Here is a 14,239-nt window from a genome sequence, read left to right on the forward strand (position 1 = left end):
CCGCATGCCGGCTTCTTTGGGCTGTAAATACCTCGGGGGTTTGGGGGCAGCGCCCCCAAAACGGCTTTGCGACCCGAAGGGTCAAAAAGCGCAAACCTGCATGCCGCAGGCATTCACCTCAGCTTGAAGATGCCTGTGCAAACCCTTGCAAACGCTCGATCATTGCCCGCAATCCATTTGATCGTTGCGCCGACAGATGGTCATTCAAACCCAACCGCCCCAACTCTGCACGCGCGTCGATCGCCGCAACTTCGGCAGGTGGCAGGTCGTTGTAAAGCTTGCGCAATACCGCGATCAGACCGTTGACGATCATCGCATCCGACTCGCCCTCAAACCGGATCACACCGCCGTCGATCTGCGGGTGCAGCCAGACTTGGCTGGCACAGCCATCGACCTTGGTGGCCGGCACCTTGAGAGCGTCAGGCAAAGGGTCCATCGCCTTGCCCAGCTCGATCACCATCCGGTAGCGATCTTCCCAATCGTCCAGAAATTCGAAGTCCTCGACAATCTCTTCAAAAGCGGCGCTCGCCATGGCGGTCTCCGGATGTGGTTCGTGTTCCACGCACACCTAGGCAGAGACAGCGCAAAGGTCCAGCCCGGGCTTGACGCTTTTCAACGGCTGCGCAATCGGTTACGTCGAAGATACCAGAGCCGAAGGAACCGACCATGCGCAAGCTTCTGATCCTCGCAACCGTCGCGCTGACAGGCTGCGCCGCGATAAACGAGTCGCGTTTCAACCCGCTCAACTGGTTTGGGTCGAGCCAGCCTGATCCCGCCGCGATGGATGTCGCGAATGCCGAGGTCAACCCGCTGATCCCACGCCGTCGCGTGTCGTTCTTCATCAACAACCAGCCCGAAGCGTTTGCAGGGCGCCCGATTGCCCAAATCACCGAAGTGCTGGTCGAACGCCGCCCCGGCGGGGCCATTATCCGCGCCACGGGACAGGCCAACCGCGTCGGGCCGTTTGATGTCAGGCTGATCGCAGACGAGGCCGCAAGCGTTGACGGCACGCTGGTGTTTGACCTCAAAGCGTTGCAGCAGGCAGGTCCGCGCAGCACCAACCCGCGGGCGCGGCAGGTCACAGTGGGACGTTGGATCACCGATCAGGATTTGGCAGGCATTCGCACTGTCACGGTGCGCGGTGCCGACAACGCGCGCAGCGTCCGCCGCTAAGGCGCTTAAGCGTTACAATTCGATGATTTGAACTTGCTTGCCCTTGGCAGCAAGCGCGACGCGTCCTTCGCACAGACGCAGCGCGTCATGCCCAAACACTTCACGGCGCCAACCTTGAAGCGCTGGCACGTTCCGTTCCCCGGACGCCAGCGCGTCCAGTTCCGCCGATGTTGCGATCAGTTTTGAAGCCACGCCAGAGGCTTCCGTCTTGGCCTTGAGCAACACGCGCAGCAGGTCAGCCAGCGCCGGGTTCACCTGCGGCGAAGGACGTGCGTCGTCCTGCGATGGCAACTGTTCCTTGGGCATGCTTTGCGCCCGGTGAACCGCCTCGAGGATACCGTTGGCGATCTCGCCCTTGCGCGCCTCTCGCAGCAATAGCCGCGACCGACCCAGATCGGCCATGTCCTTGGGTTTGGTCGAGGCCAGCTCGACCAGTGCATCGTCCTTATAGACACGGCTGCGCGGAATGTTGCGCTCCTGCGCATAGCTTTCACGGAACCGCGCCAGCTCTTTCACCAGCGCCAGAAAACGCGGCGCATTTGACCGTGTCTTGACCCGCATCCACGCGTCCTCGGGACGGGTGACATAAGTCTCCGGAGCAAGCAGCGTGGCGATTTCCTCTTCGACCCAACGGTCGCGCCCGGTCTCGGCTAGCTTCTTGCGCAGGAATTCATAAATCAGCCGCAGATGTGTCACGTCGGCCAGAGCATAGGCCGTCTGGTTGTCTGACAGGGGCCGCCGCGACCAATCGGTAAAGCGCGAGGATTTGTCCAGCGCTTGCTTGGCGATCTTGCGCACAAGTGTCTCGTACCCCACCTGTTCGCCAAAACCGGCGACCATGGCAGCCACCTGGCTGTCGAACAACGGTTCGGGGATGACCCCGTGGTCGATATAGAAAATTTCGAGATCCTGCCGCGCGGCATGGAACACCTTGACCACATCCCGGTTGCGGAACAGCTCCAGCAGCGGCTCAAGCGACAGCCCTTCGACCAAGGGGTCCACCAGAACAGCGTCGGTCTTGCCATCGCCACGGTATGCCAATTGGATCAGACACAGCTTAGAATAGTAGGTCCGTTCGCGCAGGAACTCGGTGTCGACAGTGACATAAGGCGTCTGTGCGGCACGCTCGCAGAACGCGGCAAGATCGGTTGTGGTCGTGATGATGTGCATAATCCGGGTCGTTCGTTATTCTTGTTCTGTCGGCCCCCAAACCCGCGTATAGACCAAAAGCCATGCTTTGCCTAGCGGGGGTGCCTGTGTCGTCAGGGCAAGTCGATACGTGCCCGGTTGCCGTCTGCAAAGCGGCGCAGGATCAGCGGGTAAAGCATGTGTTCCTGCACCAGCACCTTTGCGGCGAGGCTGTCTGCGGTGTCGCTCGGGTCAATGGGCACGCGGACCTGTCCAAGCACCTGCCCGCCGTCAAGCTCTGCCGTAACCTCGTGTACGGAACAGCCCGCCTCGGTATCGCCCGCGTCGATGGCGCGCTGATGGGTGTGCAGACCTTTGTATTTCGGCAAAAGCGACGGGTGAATGTTGAGCATTTTGCCCTGCCAACGTGTCACGAAGCCCTCTGTCAGCACCCGCATGAAGCCTGCAAGGCAGATGATGTCAGGCCGCGCCTGATCCAGCACATGGTTCAACGCGTCCTCAAAGGCCGGACGGTCAGACCCGAAAGGGCGATGATCCACAACCGCTGTAGGAATGCCCCGTGCCTTGGCTTTCTCCAACCCACCCGCATCCGCGCGATTGGACAGCACCAGCACGGGCCGCGCCGGGTGATCGCCCATCATGTCTTGGGCCAGCGACACCATGTTGGAGCCGCCGCCCGAGATCAGGATCGCAACCCGTTTGGTCAAAGCAGGGCGCCAGTGTAGGCGACACCCGGTGTCCCGGTGACAGAGCCGATCCGTGACACGGTTTCACCCGCCTCTTCCAACACTGCCGTCACCGCGTCGGCTTGGTCTGCAGCCACCACGACGATCATTCCGATGCCGCAGTTGAAGGTCTTGAGCAACTCTGCCTCAGCCATCCCGCCGGTGGCCGCCAGCCATTTGAACACGGGCGGCAAATCCCATGCCGACAGGTCGATCTGGGCACCCATGCCTTCGGGCAAAACGCGCGGCAGGTTCTCGGTCAGGCCACCCCCGGTGATATGGGCCAGCGCATGCACACCACCCGCCTTCACCGCCTCCAAGGCCTGCGTCACGTAAAGCCGCGTCGGTGTCAGAAGCGCTTCGCCAAGCGACCCGTCCGCCCACGGGCAGTCCGCGTCCCAGCCAAGCCCGGAAACCTCCACCAACTTACGCACAAGGCTGTAGCCGTTGGAATGCACGCCATCCGACGCGAGGCCCAGCAGCACGTCGCCTTCACCGACGCCCGACGGCAGGTCCGTGCCCCGCTCCATCGCGCCCACGGCAAAGCCTGCCAGATCGAAATCGCCCGCCGGGTACATGCCCGGCATTTCCGCCGTCTCACCACCGATCAACGCACAGCCGGACCGTGCACAACCCTCGGCAATGCCTTCGATCACCCGTGCCGCCGTGTCGGTGTCGAGCTTACCTGTCGCGAAATAATCGAGGAAAAACAGGGGCTCTGCACCCTGACAGACCAGATCGTTCACGCACATCGCCACAAGGTCGATGCCCACGCCATCCACATGGCCGGTATCAATGGCAATCCGCAGCTTTGTGCCCACCCCATCGGTCGCGGCCACCAGCACCGGATCGGTGAACCCTGCGCCCTTGAGGTCAAACAAAGCGCCAAAACCACCCAGCCCCGACATCACACCCGGCCGCGCCGTGCGCTTGGCCGCCGGTTTGATCCGCTCAACCAGCGCATTGCCCGCGTCGATATCCACACCCGCATCCGCGTAGGTGATGCCGTTTTTGCCGTCTGTCATGCTGCACCCTCCGAAGGTCGCGCGTGCCTTAGCGCAGCGACGAACACGAGTCCATCATCCGTGTGCTGCACCTCTTGACGCGCCCCGGTTGTCTGCTACTGAAACACACATGGCGGGCCTGTAGCTCAATTGGTTAGAGCAGAGCGCTCATAACGCTTTGGTTGCGGGTTCAAGTCCTGCCGGGCCTACCATATTTTACCGTTTGGTAAAAAAACACCGCTCTCAGAAAAGACATTTGCTCACATCCGGGGTCGTCGCCCGCCAGCGCAGGGCGTCGGCGATCATCTTGGGCACGTCGGGGTGCAGGCCGATAGGGTCCAGCACGATCCCCGTGAACCCTGATCCCGCAACTGCCTCGGGCAGATCATCCAAGACATGCCCGCGCTTGGCGGCAAAGAACGGCAAGCAGATGGCGTTTGTCCCCAGACCCGACAGCGCATCGGTCAGCGACGGGTCTTCCTCGACAAAGCCGCAGCGGACGGAGCGCGGCCCGAAATCCTCAGCCACACGGTCGGCAAAGGCGCGGGTCGCCTCGGACACGCGGCGGGATTTGCCCGATCCGTGACCGGCGATGATCAGATCCGTAGCGTACGGTTCGAACCCGTGATCCGAACAGACCCGCCGCAGCCAGCTGGCGGCGAGCATCGGCAAGGTGCAGTCCAGACCAAAGCTGACCAGTTGCGGCCCCACGCCGTCCGCCAGCCGTTTGGGCAGTTGCGCTTGCGTGAACCAGCCATCGGCCATGAACATCGGGTAAATGAGCGCACCGGGACGGTCCGCCGACAGTGCCTCGATCCGGCCTTCGGCAGCCAGCGTCACACCTTCGATCCGCGCCTCGGGCAGATGCTCGGCCACGGCAGCGGCAAGGGCTGCGATTTCCGCCTCACCCACGTCGGGGTCCGAAGGTTGGCCGTGGCTGACGATGAGCGCGTCAAAGGACATGCAATGCTCCGCGTTGGTTTTCTGCCCGACTTAGCGCGGGGCCATGCGAATGGCACCATCCAATCGGATCACTTCGCCGTTGAGCATCTGATTCTCGACGATGTGGCGGACAAGTTGGGCATATTCCGAAGGCCCACCCAAACGCGACGGGAACGGTACCTGAGCACCAAGCGAGTCCTGCACCTCTTGCGGCAGGCCTTCGAGCATGGGTGTCTTGAACAGGCCCGGCGCAATCGCGCAGACGCGGATGCCCAGTTGGGCCAGATCGCGGGCCATTGGCAGGGTCATGCCCACCACGCCGCCTTTGGAGGCGGCATAGGCCACCTGCCCCACCTGCCCCTCGAACGCTGCGACAGACGCGGTGTTGACGATCACACCGCGTGCGCCGTCTTGGTCCAGCGGGTCGTTCACCGCCATCAGCGCAGCCGCCTGCGACGCGACGTTGAACGTGCCGATCAGGTTGACGTTGATCGTGGCGATAAAAGGTTTCGGGTCATGTGCAGCCCCCTTTGACACAGTCTTGGCGGCAGGCGCGATGCCCGCGCAGTTTACGGCGACATGGGCTGTGCCATAGGTGGATTTCACGGTCTGCATCGCAGCCGCAACGCTGATGGGGTCGCTGACATCGGTCTTGATGAAGATCCCACCAAGGGCATCGGCACGAGCGGTTCCCGCGCTGTCATTCATATCGAGGATCACAAGCTTTGCCCCGGCCTCGGCCAAAGTGGTGGCGGCAGCGGCCCCAAGGCCAGATGCGCCTCCGGATACGATGGCGACGGTGTTTTCAGTGATGATCATATGCGCGTCCTCTTGGCCTTTGCAGTCAGCGGTGGTGATGCAATGCGATCCTTACAGAAGTGTTTCGAGGTGGAAAAACAAACCCGCCCGTTGCACCGGATGTCGAAAGCGGTGCAAGCCCGTTGCAACGGGCTTTGACACGCGATTTGCAAATCGCGTATCAAGCCCCTTCGAAGGCGCTTCCCGCCGGCACCATAACAGGTTTTCCTTTTGGCAAAGACGAAGAAGCGCAAACACATTCCCGGTGGCTGGCAGGACTGGATGACCGACCGCGTGCTGCGCGGCGCGATCTGGTGCGCCTTGCGCCTGCCCTTGCGCGCCCGATTGTGGCTGATGGGTCGGCTGATCCGCCATGTCGTGGCCCCACTGGCCGGTTACCGTGATCGCGCGATGGACAACCTTGCCCATGTCTGGCCCGAGATGGGCATGCTCGACCGGCGTCGCCTTGCCGATCTGGTGGCCGATAATGCCGGGCGCACGATGATCGACAATTACGACGTCAAAGGTCTGATGCGGCGTATGGCCAAGGCCGCGATCAGGGGCGATGGTTTGACTGCCGTGGAACAGGCCCATTCCGAAGGCCGTCCGGTTCTGTTCGTCACCGGGCATTTCGGCAATTTCGAAGCGCCACGGGCCGCTCTAGTCGCGCGGGGATATCAGATCGGTGGGCTCTATCGCCCGATGTCCAACCCGTTCTTCAACGCGCATTATGCCGCCAATATGCACGCGCTATCCGATCCCGTGTTCGAACAGGGTCGGCGCGGCACAATGGGATTGATCCGGCACATCCGCGAGGGTGGCATGGGTGTGCTGCTTTTCGATGTTTATGACAGTGCAGGCGTGCCCATCGACTTTATGGGGCAACCTGCCCCGACCCTGACCTCGGCTGCAGATATCGCGCTTAAGACCGGGGCACTGCTGGTGCCGTTCTTTGGCATCCGTAAGGAAGACGGGATCAGTTTCGATGTCGTGTTCGAAGAACCCGTTGCGCATGGCGATCCGGTCGAGATGATGTGCGAGGTCACGTCACGCCTTGAGGCACGCATTCACGCGCATCCAGAGCAATGGTTCTGGATTCACCGCCGGTGGAAGCCCAAACGTCAGCGCAAGCGCGCGGCTGCGAAGATGGGGCCATAGCCCTTTTGCTGCACCAGCACGACGATCGGGGCTGCGCCCGATACGGGAACCGACGACGACAAGGGAGAACGCCCATTCCAGTCGCCGATGTCGGACCATTCAGTGACAACATGGGTATAATCGAGCTTCTTGCCGGCGTTTTCGCCGCGCGGGATATTCACCGTTTCCGACGGTGTGTAGCGCACAAGGATCACGTCGGCTTCGGCAAGACCGGAGGACGCAGGCGCAGTTATTGTCAACCGGTCCCCCGAGCGCTTGAGAGTCAACGCGACCCGCAGGCCTTTGGCAGCATGGTCTTGGACCATATCGGTGACATCCATCGGGCGATTGCCGACCACATCCGCCGCACCATTGATCACCATCTGCGGCGTATAGATCGACCGGTTTCCAAAGCTTCGGGCATAGCCTTTCTGGCGCTTGGTAAAGGCGGCATGGGCGAACTTGTCTTTCCAGCCGATGTAGTCCCAGTAATCAACGTGCAGGGCCAACGCGATGATGTTGTCACGCTCGCCCAACCGGGCCAGCATTTCATCAGCGGCGGGACACGACGAACAGCCCTGCGATGTAAACAGCTCGACCACGACCGGTGTGTCCTGGGCCGTTGAGGCCGTTGCAGTCACGCCGACGATCATTGCCGTCACCAAAGCGAAAAGCCTGTTCATTCCAGTGGTGTCCCATGCTTGTTGATGCCTGATGACACTTAGCCATAGAGGACTGAAATAACCAATCAAGGTTTTGCGAGAGCCCGCGATCTGTCCGGCATCGCGTTATTGTGCACAATAGTATACCAAAATTGACGCACCCCCCTTGATCGACTCTGTGGCATCATGCAAATAGCAGCACAAAGACCCGAATTCCCCCTTCTGAGGAGCCACGTCATGTCCATCATCGTTGGTCAGGATACAGCCAAGACGCGTAAGACACTTACGGTCAATGGCCAGTCCATCGCCTATTACTCTATCCCCGCGGCCGAAGCTGCCGGGCTTGGGACGTTTTCCAACCTCCCCGCCTGTCTCAAGGTGGTGCTTGAGAACATGCTGCGCTTTGAGGACGGCAAGACCGTCAGCGTGGATGACATCAAGGCGTTCGGCACATGGGGCGAGAACGGCGGCCAGAACCCGCGCGAGATCGCGTATCGTCCGGCGCGCGTTCTGATGCAGGATTTCACCGGCGTTCCTGCCGTTGTCGACCTTGCCGCAATGCGTGATGGCATCGTGGCTCTGGGGGGTGATCCGGAAAAGATCAACCCGCTGAACCCGGTTGATCTGGTCATCGACCACTCGGTCATGATCGACGAATTCGGCAACCCGCGCGCCTTTCAGATGAACGTCGACCGCGAATACGAACGTAACATGGAGCGGTACACCTTCCTCAAGTGGGGCCAGAACGCGTTCAACAATTTCCGCGTTGTGCCACCGGGCACCGGCATCTGCCACCAGGTGAACCTTGAATACCTTGCGCAAACCGTCTGGACCGATGCGGACCAGAACGGTGTTGAGGTTGCCTATCCCGATACACTTGTGGGCACGGACAGCCACACCACCATGGTCAACGGCGCTGCCGTTCTGGGCTGGGGTGTTGGCGGGATCGAGGCCGAGGCCGCGATGCTGGGTCAGCCGATCTCCATGCTTATCCCCGAAGTTGTCGGATTCGAGCTGACCGGCGCGATGATGGAAGGCACAACCGGCACCGACCTCGTGCTGAAAGTCGTGGAAATGCTGCGCGAAAAAGGCGTGGTTGGTAAGTTCGTCGAATTCTACGGCAAGGGCCTCGACACTCTGCCGCTGGCAGACCGTGCAACCATCGCCAATATGGCGCCTGAATACGGCGCGACCTGCGGTTTCTTCCCGATCGACGACGAGACCCTGCGTTACCTCAAGACCACCGGCCGCGACATGGACCGGATCGCGCTGGTCGAAGCTTATGCCAAGGAAAACGGCTTCTGGCGCGATGCGGATTATGCACCAGTTTACACCGATACGCTGCACCTTGACATGGGCACCATCGTGCCTGCGATCTCGGGCCCCAAGCGCCCACAGGATTACATCGCGCTGACCTCGGCCGGCACCGCATTCGGCGAATACGTCAAGGGTGTGCGCTCGGGCAAAGACGCCAGCCCGAAAGAGGAAATCCGCTGGGAAGGTGAAGGCGGCGCGCCGGAACCAACCGACATTCCGGGTGACGAAGGCCATCACAAGCGGGGCTATGTCGCCAGCAAGGACGGCAACTACCAGCTGCATGACGGATCGGTCGTGATCGCCTCGATCACCTCCTGCACCAACACGTCGAACCCTTACGTGATGATCGGTGCAGGCCTTGTGGCGCGTAAGGCGCGTGAAAAGGGTCTGACCCGCAAGCCTTGGGTCAAGACATCACTTGCCCCCGGAAGCCAGGTTGTATCCGCCTATCTTGAAGCGGCCAATCTTCAGGAAGACCTTGACGCCATCGGCTTCAACCTTGTCGGCTATGGCTGCACCACCTGTATCGGCAACTCGGGCCCGCTGGCCGACGAGATCAGCAAGTGCATCAACGACAATGATCTGATTGCAACATCGGTCCTGTCGGGCAACCGCAACTTCGAAGGCCGGATTTCCCCGGATGTGCGCGCCAACTACCTTGCCTCTCCGCCCCTCGTGGTAGCCTATGCGCTGGTCGGTGACATGAACGTCGACATCTCCCGCGAACCGCTTGGTCAGGATCAGGATGGGAATGATGTCTACCTCAAGGACATCTGGCCGACCTCCAAGGAAGTGGCTGAACTGGTCGAGCAGACCGTGACCCGCGAGGCGTTCCAGTCGAAATATGCCGACGTGTTCAAAGGCGATGAGAAATGGCAGGGTGTCGAAACCACTGACGCCAAGACCTATGATTGGCCGCCCAGCTCGACCTATGTGCAGAACCCGCCCTATTTCCAGGGCATCACGATGGATACCAAGAAAATCGAGAACATCGAAGGTGCCAAGGTTCTGGCGCTCTTGGGTGACATGATCACCACCGACCACATCAGCCCCGCCGGTTCGTTCAAGGACACCACCCCGGCAGGCAAATACCTGATCGAACGTCAGGTGCCCCAGCGCGAGTTCAACTCGTACGGGTCGCGTCGTGGCAACCACGAGATCATGATGCGCGGCACCTTTGCCAACATCCGCATCAAGAACGAGATGCTGGACGGGGTCGAAGGCGGCTACACCAAAGGCCCCAATGGTCAGGAAACGTCCATCTATGACGCCGCAATGGCGTACCAAGAGGCGGGCGTTCCGCTCGTGGTCTTCGGTGGTGAACAGTACGGCGCTGGATCGTCCCGTGACTGGGCCGCTAAAGGCACAGCGCTTTTGGGCGTGAAAGCTGTGATCGCCGAAAGCTTTGAACGTATCCACCGCTCGAACCTCGTTGGTATGGGCGTGATCCCGTTCGAATTCACCGGTGGTGACACGCGCAAGTCGCTGGGTCTGAGTGGTGAAGAAACCGTGTCGATCCACGGTCTCGACACCATCACTCCGCTGGCCGAAGTGCCCTGCACCATCACCTTTGCGGACGGGTCCGAAAAGACGATCACGCTCAAGTGCCGGATCGATACTGGAATCGAGATCGAATACATCGAGAACGGTGGTGTCCTGCATTACGTGCTGCGCGATCTTGCTGGCCGCGACGTGGTTGCAGCGGAATAAGCGTCGCAAAGGCCTGTCCACAAGGCAGGCGTCCGAAACACACGGCAAAACAGGCGGGCAATGGCCCGCCTGTTTTCGTTCCGGCCACCTAAACACACCTGAAGATCAAGAAAACGACAGATCAGATTACCGCGCTGCCGAAATGGCGAGCATCATCGGCAGAAATCTGCACAAAAATGAAAAAGATATTCAAAATTTGGTTCAAGTTGTCGCATGTGACAGCTTGGACCCTACAAATTCCAAACGAATGCCCCACTTATCCTCGACACAGGCACACTTACCGATGAGTTGTACGATGAAGATTTTGACGATCATTCAGACCGCAGCCCTGCTTTTACTCGCAGGTGCAAGCGTGTTCGCGGGAATCCCCGATGCGGGTCCGGCGCTACTTCCGTAAGAGCTAGTTCGCCAGCGCCCGTTCAAGCGCTGGCGCGAACCGCTGTTCATAGTCCGAGCCGACCAACGGGCCTGCGAACCGGAACAGCACCGTACCATCCCCATCCACGATGAAGGTCTCAGGCGGCGCAGTCACGCCCCAGTCGATAGACGTGCGCCCAGCTGGATCGAATGGCACGGCGGCAAACGGGTTGCCGTCCTCTTCGAGATACTTGCTGGCATTGCCTTCTTGATCGCGGATGTTCACGCCAATGATCTGCATCCCCTCGGCCTGCATTTCCAGTAGTTTGGGATGTTCAACGCGGCATGGCGGGCACCAACTGGCCCAGAAATTCACCAAAGTGACTTCGCCCGTGGTCAGCATCTCGGGCGAAAAGGCCGTGTAGTCGGTCAAAGGCACCTCGGTGATCGGGGGTGCCGGCTGGCCGATGCGCGTCGATGGCAAACCTTGGGGGTCTTCGCGGAACATGCCGACATAGGCCATAACGGCAAAGGCTCCGAAAATCACCGGCGGCAAAATCATCAGCGGAGAGATTTTCGCCATCAGTTGCCCCGCCGGTTTTCGATCTCATCCAATGCGGCCCGTACCTTGCGGGCGCGCCAAAAACTGATCACCACGATCACCGACAACAGAATGATGGTCACACCATACGAGCTGAGAACCGCAAAGGCGTATTTACCAAGATCGGGCATCATGCCTGCCCCTCGCGCGCCAAAAGCGCCCTTGTTCGGCGTGCACGAATCTCGGTTTGCGTGCGCAGGAACACCAGCGCGATGAACAGCAGTACAAAGCCAGCGATACAGACCAGAAGCGGGAACCAGAACACATCCGAGATATTCTCTTCCTTATCAAGGCTGAGCGTCGCCCCCTGATGCAGGCCCTGATTCCAGAAGTTCACGGCATAGCGGCTGAGCACCGCAAACACAGATCCCACAAGACATAGGATCGACGTCAGATCAGCAGCAGTGTCGTCGTTCTCGATCGCCTCCCACAGGGCCATGTAGCCCAGGTAGAACAAGAACAGGATCAGGAACGAGGTCAGGCGCGGATCCCATGCCCACCAAGTGCCCCACATCGGCTGTCCCCAGAACGCACCGGTTGCCAGCGCGATCATGGTCATCACAGCCCCCACCGGGGCGGCCGCGCGCGCGGCCAGTGCAGAGACATGGTGTCTGCGCACGATCCAGATCAGGGACGCGACCAGCATCATCAGCCACGCATTGATCGCCATCAGCGCCGACGGCACGTGGATATAGATGATCTTGACGGTTGATCCCTGCCGGAAGTCGTCAGGCGTGAAGAAAAAGCCCCAGACCAAGCCTGTCACAAGACAGATGCCTGTCAATGCCCATACCCACGGCAACACCTTATCGGTGGTGCGGATGAACTTCACAGGATTTGCGTATTCCCACAATGACATGACAGTCAGGTAGGCGGTTTTGGGGGCGTCTTCAATTCAAAAAAACGCATGGGACGTGTTACCGCAGATTGATCCGCAGCACGGCAGCGCTGGCAAAGGGCAAAAGCGCGATCACACCAAAGCTGATCCCCGCCAAAAGCAGCAATGGCGCCTGCACGGTCAGCCCCTCGGCCCCGCGCCGCGCAACCTCGGCCCCGAAAATCAGTGTCGGCACGTAAAGCGGCAGAACGAGCAGCGACATGAGCAGACCACCGCGTTTGATCCCTACGGTCAGCGCCGCGCCGAAGGTGCCGATCACGCTGAGCGCGGGTGTGCCGACCGCGAGGCTGATCACCACCCATTGGTATGCTGGCAGAGGCAGGCTGAGCAGCACGCCCAGAACCGGCGCGGCCAGCACCAAAGGCAGACCTGTGGTGATCCAATGCGCCAGCGCCTTGACCGACACGATGCCTTCCATCGGCAAGGGGGCTGTGGCCAGCAGATCAAGCGATCCGTCTTCCCAATCAAGCGCAAGGATGCGGTCGAGCGACAAGAGGCAAGCCAGCAACGCACCGATCCACAGGATGCCGGGTGCGATGCGCGACAAGAGGTCTGTCTGCGGTCCGACGCCAAAGGGCACCAGAACGGTGACGATCAGGAAAAATGCCAGACCAAGGCCGAAGCCCCCTCCTGCGCGGATCGCAAGCATCAGGTCGCGAGCCAAGAGCGCCCTCATAGAAAGGCCTCGTCCATTTGGCGCGTGCGGGGGGCAGCTTTGAAGGGTGTCAGGTCAAGAACACGGGCCTCGGCCAAGCCAAGGTCGATATGCGTGGCCATCAATGCGCTGCCACCATTATGGAGATGCCCGCGCACCGCATCCGCAAAGAGCGCGACCGACGCCACATCAAGTGACACAGTCGGTTCGTCCAAGACCCAGATCGGACGGCCGGTTACCATCAGTCGGGCCAGCCCCAGTCGCCGTTTCTGCCCCGCCGACAGCGTGCCCGCCATCCGGTTGCGCAGGTCCGCCAGATCGAAGGCCTCGATCGCGTGTTCGATGTCCGACAGACCAAAGACCGAGGCCCAGAACGTCAGGTTTTCGGTGACGCTTAACATGGCCTTGAGGCCATCGGAATGCGCGGCATAGGCGATCTGGTCTTCGGCTCCGGTGACGGTGCCAATCTCGGGTGGTTGTAACCCGGCAATGCTGCGCAACAGGGTAGTTTTGCCAACGCCGTTCGGGCCGCGAAGCACCAGCGCTTCGCCTGCGTTCAGCTCGAACGACACCCCTTCGAGAATGGCAAGGCCGCCACGGGTGACAGCCAGATCGCGTACAGTCAGAACCATGGGTTCGGCTTAGACCAAGCCTGTCGCGGGCAAAAGCGCGAAAGTGTCGCTTTTCCGAATTCGAAGACGCGCGTGCTCTCCGTCAACGAAAAGCAACGATGCGTCGACGCATCAGCTCTCTGCTCCAACGGGAAGCAATGCCAAAGCGACCCTGCGCCCCTCGGAGAGGAGAACATTGTAGGTCCGGCACGCGGCGGGCGAACTCATCACCTCGACACCGATCCCACGTGCTTCCAACACATCGCGCAGCCCGGCTGGGATATGTGCAATGTCGTCGCCCGTGCCGATGAACAGCACATCCACGTTTCCCTCAAAGGGCAAAAGCGTTTCCGCATCATCATACCCACCCCAAGGGGCCGTACCTGACGGGCCAGTCACCAGCGGAGCGGCGTGTCTTATACCACCAATTCGGAAGAACCCCGGACCATAACCCTCGATCGGGTGCGCGTCGGTATAGACCACTTCGTTCAAACGCATCT

At 60.6% G+C, this 14,239-nt stretch carries 16 protein-coding genes and 1 tRNA gene; 4 read left to right on the forward strand and 13 right to left on the reverse strand.

The window, feature by feature from the left end:
* Positions 1–118: 118 nt before the first annotated feature.
* Positions 119–532, reverse strand: a complete 414-nt coding sequence (locus tag MCRY_RS11430; RefSeq protein WP_085629939.1) for a SufE family protein — start codon at positions 530–532, stop codon at positions 119–121.
* Positions 533–666: 134 nt separating this feature from the next.
* On the opposite strand from MCRY_RS11430, the gene MCRY_RS11435 reads away from it, so the two are divergent.
* Positions 667–1,173, forward strand: coding sequence for a hypothetical protein (locus MCRY_RS11435; RefSeq protein ID WP_085629941.1), 507 nt, complete (start codon positions 667–669; stop codon positions 1,171–1,173).
* Between the two features lie 12 nt (positions 1,174–1,185).
* Here MCRY_RS11435 and rnd read toward each other — a convergent pair whose 3' ends face one another.
* From rnd to purM, 3 genes are all read right to left on the reverse strand, one after another.
* Positions 1,186–2,343, reverse strand: coding sequence for a ribonuclease D (gene rnd / locus MCRY_RS11440; RefSeq protein WP_085629943.1), 1,158 nt, complete (start codon positions 2,341–2,343; stop codon positions 1,186–1,188).
* Positions 2,344–2,435: 92 nt separating this feature from the next.
* The gene (gene purN, locus MCRY_RS11445) at positions 2,436–3,029 is read right to left on the reverse strand and encodes a phosphoribosylglycinamide formyltransferase (RefSeq protein WP_085629945.1); all 594 of its coding nucleotides are present in this window, start codon (positions 3,027–3,029) and stop codon (positions 2,436–2,438) included.
* A complete protein-coding gene (gene purM, locus MCRY_RS11450) occupies positions 3,026–4,072 on the reverse strand; it encodes a phosphoribosylformylglycinamidine cyclo-ligase (RefSeq protein ID WP_085629947.1) in 1,047 nt (348 codons plus the stop codon). The genes purN and purM overlap by 4 nt, the downstream gene beginning before the upstream one ends.
* Positions 4,073–4,186: 114 nt before the next feature.
* On the opposite strand from purM, the gene MCRY_RS11455 reads away from it, so the two are divergent.
* Positions 4,187–4,263, forward strand: a tRNA-Ile gene (locus MCRY_RS11455).
* Between the two features lie 31 nt (positions 4,264–4,294).
* Here MCRY_RS11455 and MCRY_RS11460 read toward each other — a convergent pair.
* Together MCRY_RS11460 and MCRY_RS11465 are read right to left on the reverse strand one after the other, a co-directional pair.
* Entirely contained in the window at positions 4,295–5,014 is a 720-nt protein-coding gene (locus MCRY_RS11460; protein ID WP_085629949.1) for a sirohydrochlorin chelatase, read from the reverse strand.
* Between the two features lie 30 nt (positions 5,015–5,044).
* A complete protein-coding gene (locus MCRY_RS11465; RefSeq protein WP_085629951.1) occupies positions 5,045–5,812 on the reverse strand; it encodes an SDR family NAD(P)-dependent oxidoreductase in 768 nt (255 codons plus the stop codon).
* 210 nt (positions 5,813–6,022) lie between these two features.
* On the opposite strand from MCRY_RS11465, the gene MCRY_RS11470 reads away from it, so the two are divergent.
* Positions 6,023–6,949, forward strand: coding sequence for a lysophospholipid acyltransferase family protein (locus MCRY_RS11470; protein ID WP_085629953.1), 927 nt, complete (start codon positions 6,023–6,025; stop codon positions 6,947–6,949).
* Here the strand turns inward: MCRY_RS11470 and MCRY_RS11475 are convergent.
* Positions 6,913–7,611 carry a DUF1223 domain-containing protein gene (locus MCRY_RS11475; protein ID WP_085629955.1) on the reverse strand — a complete coding sequence of 233 codons (699 nt, stop codon included), beginning with the start codon at positions 7,609–7,611 and terminating at the stop codon, positions 6,913–6,915. The two genes, MCRY_RS11470 and MCRY_RS11475, sit on opposite strands and share 37 nt — an antisense overlap.
* 216 nt (positions 7,612–7,827) lie before the next feature.
* Between MCRY_RS11475 and acnA the strand changes: the two genes are divergently transcribed.
* Entirely contained in the window at positions 7,828–10,617 is a 2,790-nt protein-coding gene (gene acnA, locus MCRY_RS11480) for an aconitate hydratase AcnA (protein WP_085629958.1), read from the forward strand.
* Positions 10,618–11,017: 400 nt separating this feature from the next.
* Here acnA and MCRY_RS11485 read toward each other — a convergent pair whose 3' ends face one another.
* The 6 genes from MCRY_RS11485 to MCRY_RS11510 form a co-directional block, all read right to left on the reverse strand.
* A complete protein-coding gene (locus tag MCRY_RS11485; protein ID WP_085629961.1) occupies positions 11,018–11,557 on the reverse strand; it encodes a DsbE family thiol:disulfide interchange protein in 540 nt (179 codons plus the stop codon).
* The gene (gene ccmD / locus MCRY_RS11490) at positions 11,557–11,709 is read right to left on the reverse strand and encodes a heme exporter protein CcmD (RefSeq protein WP_085629964.1); all 153 of its coding nucleotides are present in this window, start codon (positions 11,707–11,709) and stop codon (positions 11,557–11,559) included. Before ccmD ends, MCRY_RS11485 begins: the two co-directional genes overlap by 1 nt.
* Positions 11,706–12,434 (reverse strand): heme ABC transporter permease, encoded by a 729-nt coding sequence (locus tag MCRY_RS11495; RefSeq protein ID WP_085629966.1) that lies wholly within the window; start codon positions 12,432–12,434, stop codon positions 11,706–11,708. Before MCRY_RS11495 ends, ccmD begins: the two co-directional genes overlap by 4 nt.
* Positions 12,435–12,492: 58 nt before the next feature.
* Entirely contained in the window at positions 12,493–13,149 is a 657-nt protein-coding gene (ccmB, locus tag MCRY_RS11500) for a heme exporter protein CcmB (RefSeq protein WP_085629969.1), read from the reverse strand.
* On the reverse strand, positions 13,146–13,760 hold the full coding sequence (gene ccmA, locus MCRY_RS11505) for a heme ABC exporter ATP-binding protein CcmA (protein WP_085629972.1): 615 nt from the start codon (positions 13,758–13,760) through the stop codon (positions 13,146–13,148). Before ccmA ends, ccmB begins: the two co-directional genes overlap by 4 nt.
* 111 nt (positions 13,761–13,871) lie before the next feature.
* Complete coding sequence (locus MCRY_RS11510; protein ID WP_085629974.1) at positions 13,872–14,237, reverse strand: Mth938-like domain-containing protein; 366 nt, start codon at positions 14,235–14,237, stop codon at positions 13,872–13,874.
* Positions 14,238–14,239: the final 2 nt, after the last annotated feature.

This window comes from Marivita cryptomonadis (assembly GCF_002115725.1).
Lineage (GTDB): Bacteria > Pseudomonadota > Alphaproteobacteria > Rhodobacterales > Rhodobacteraceae > Marivita > Marivita cryptomonadis.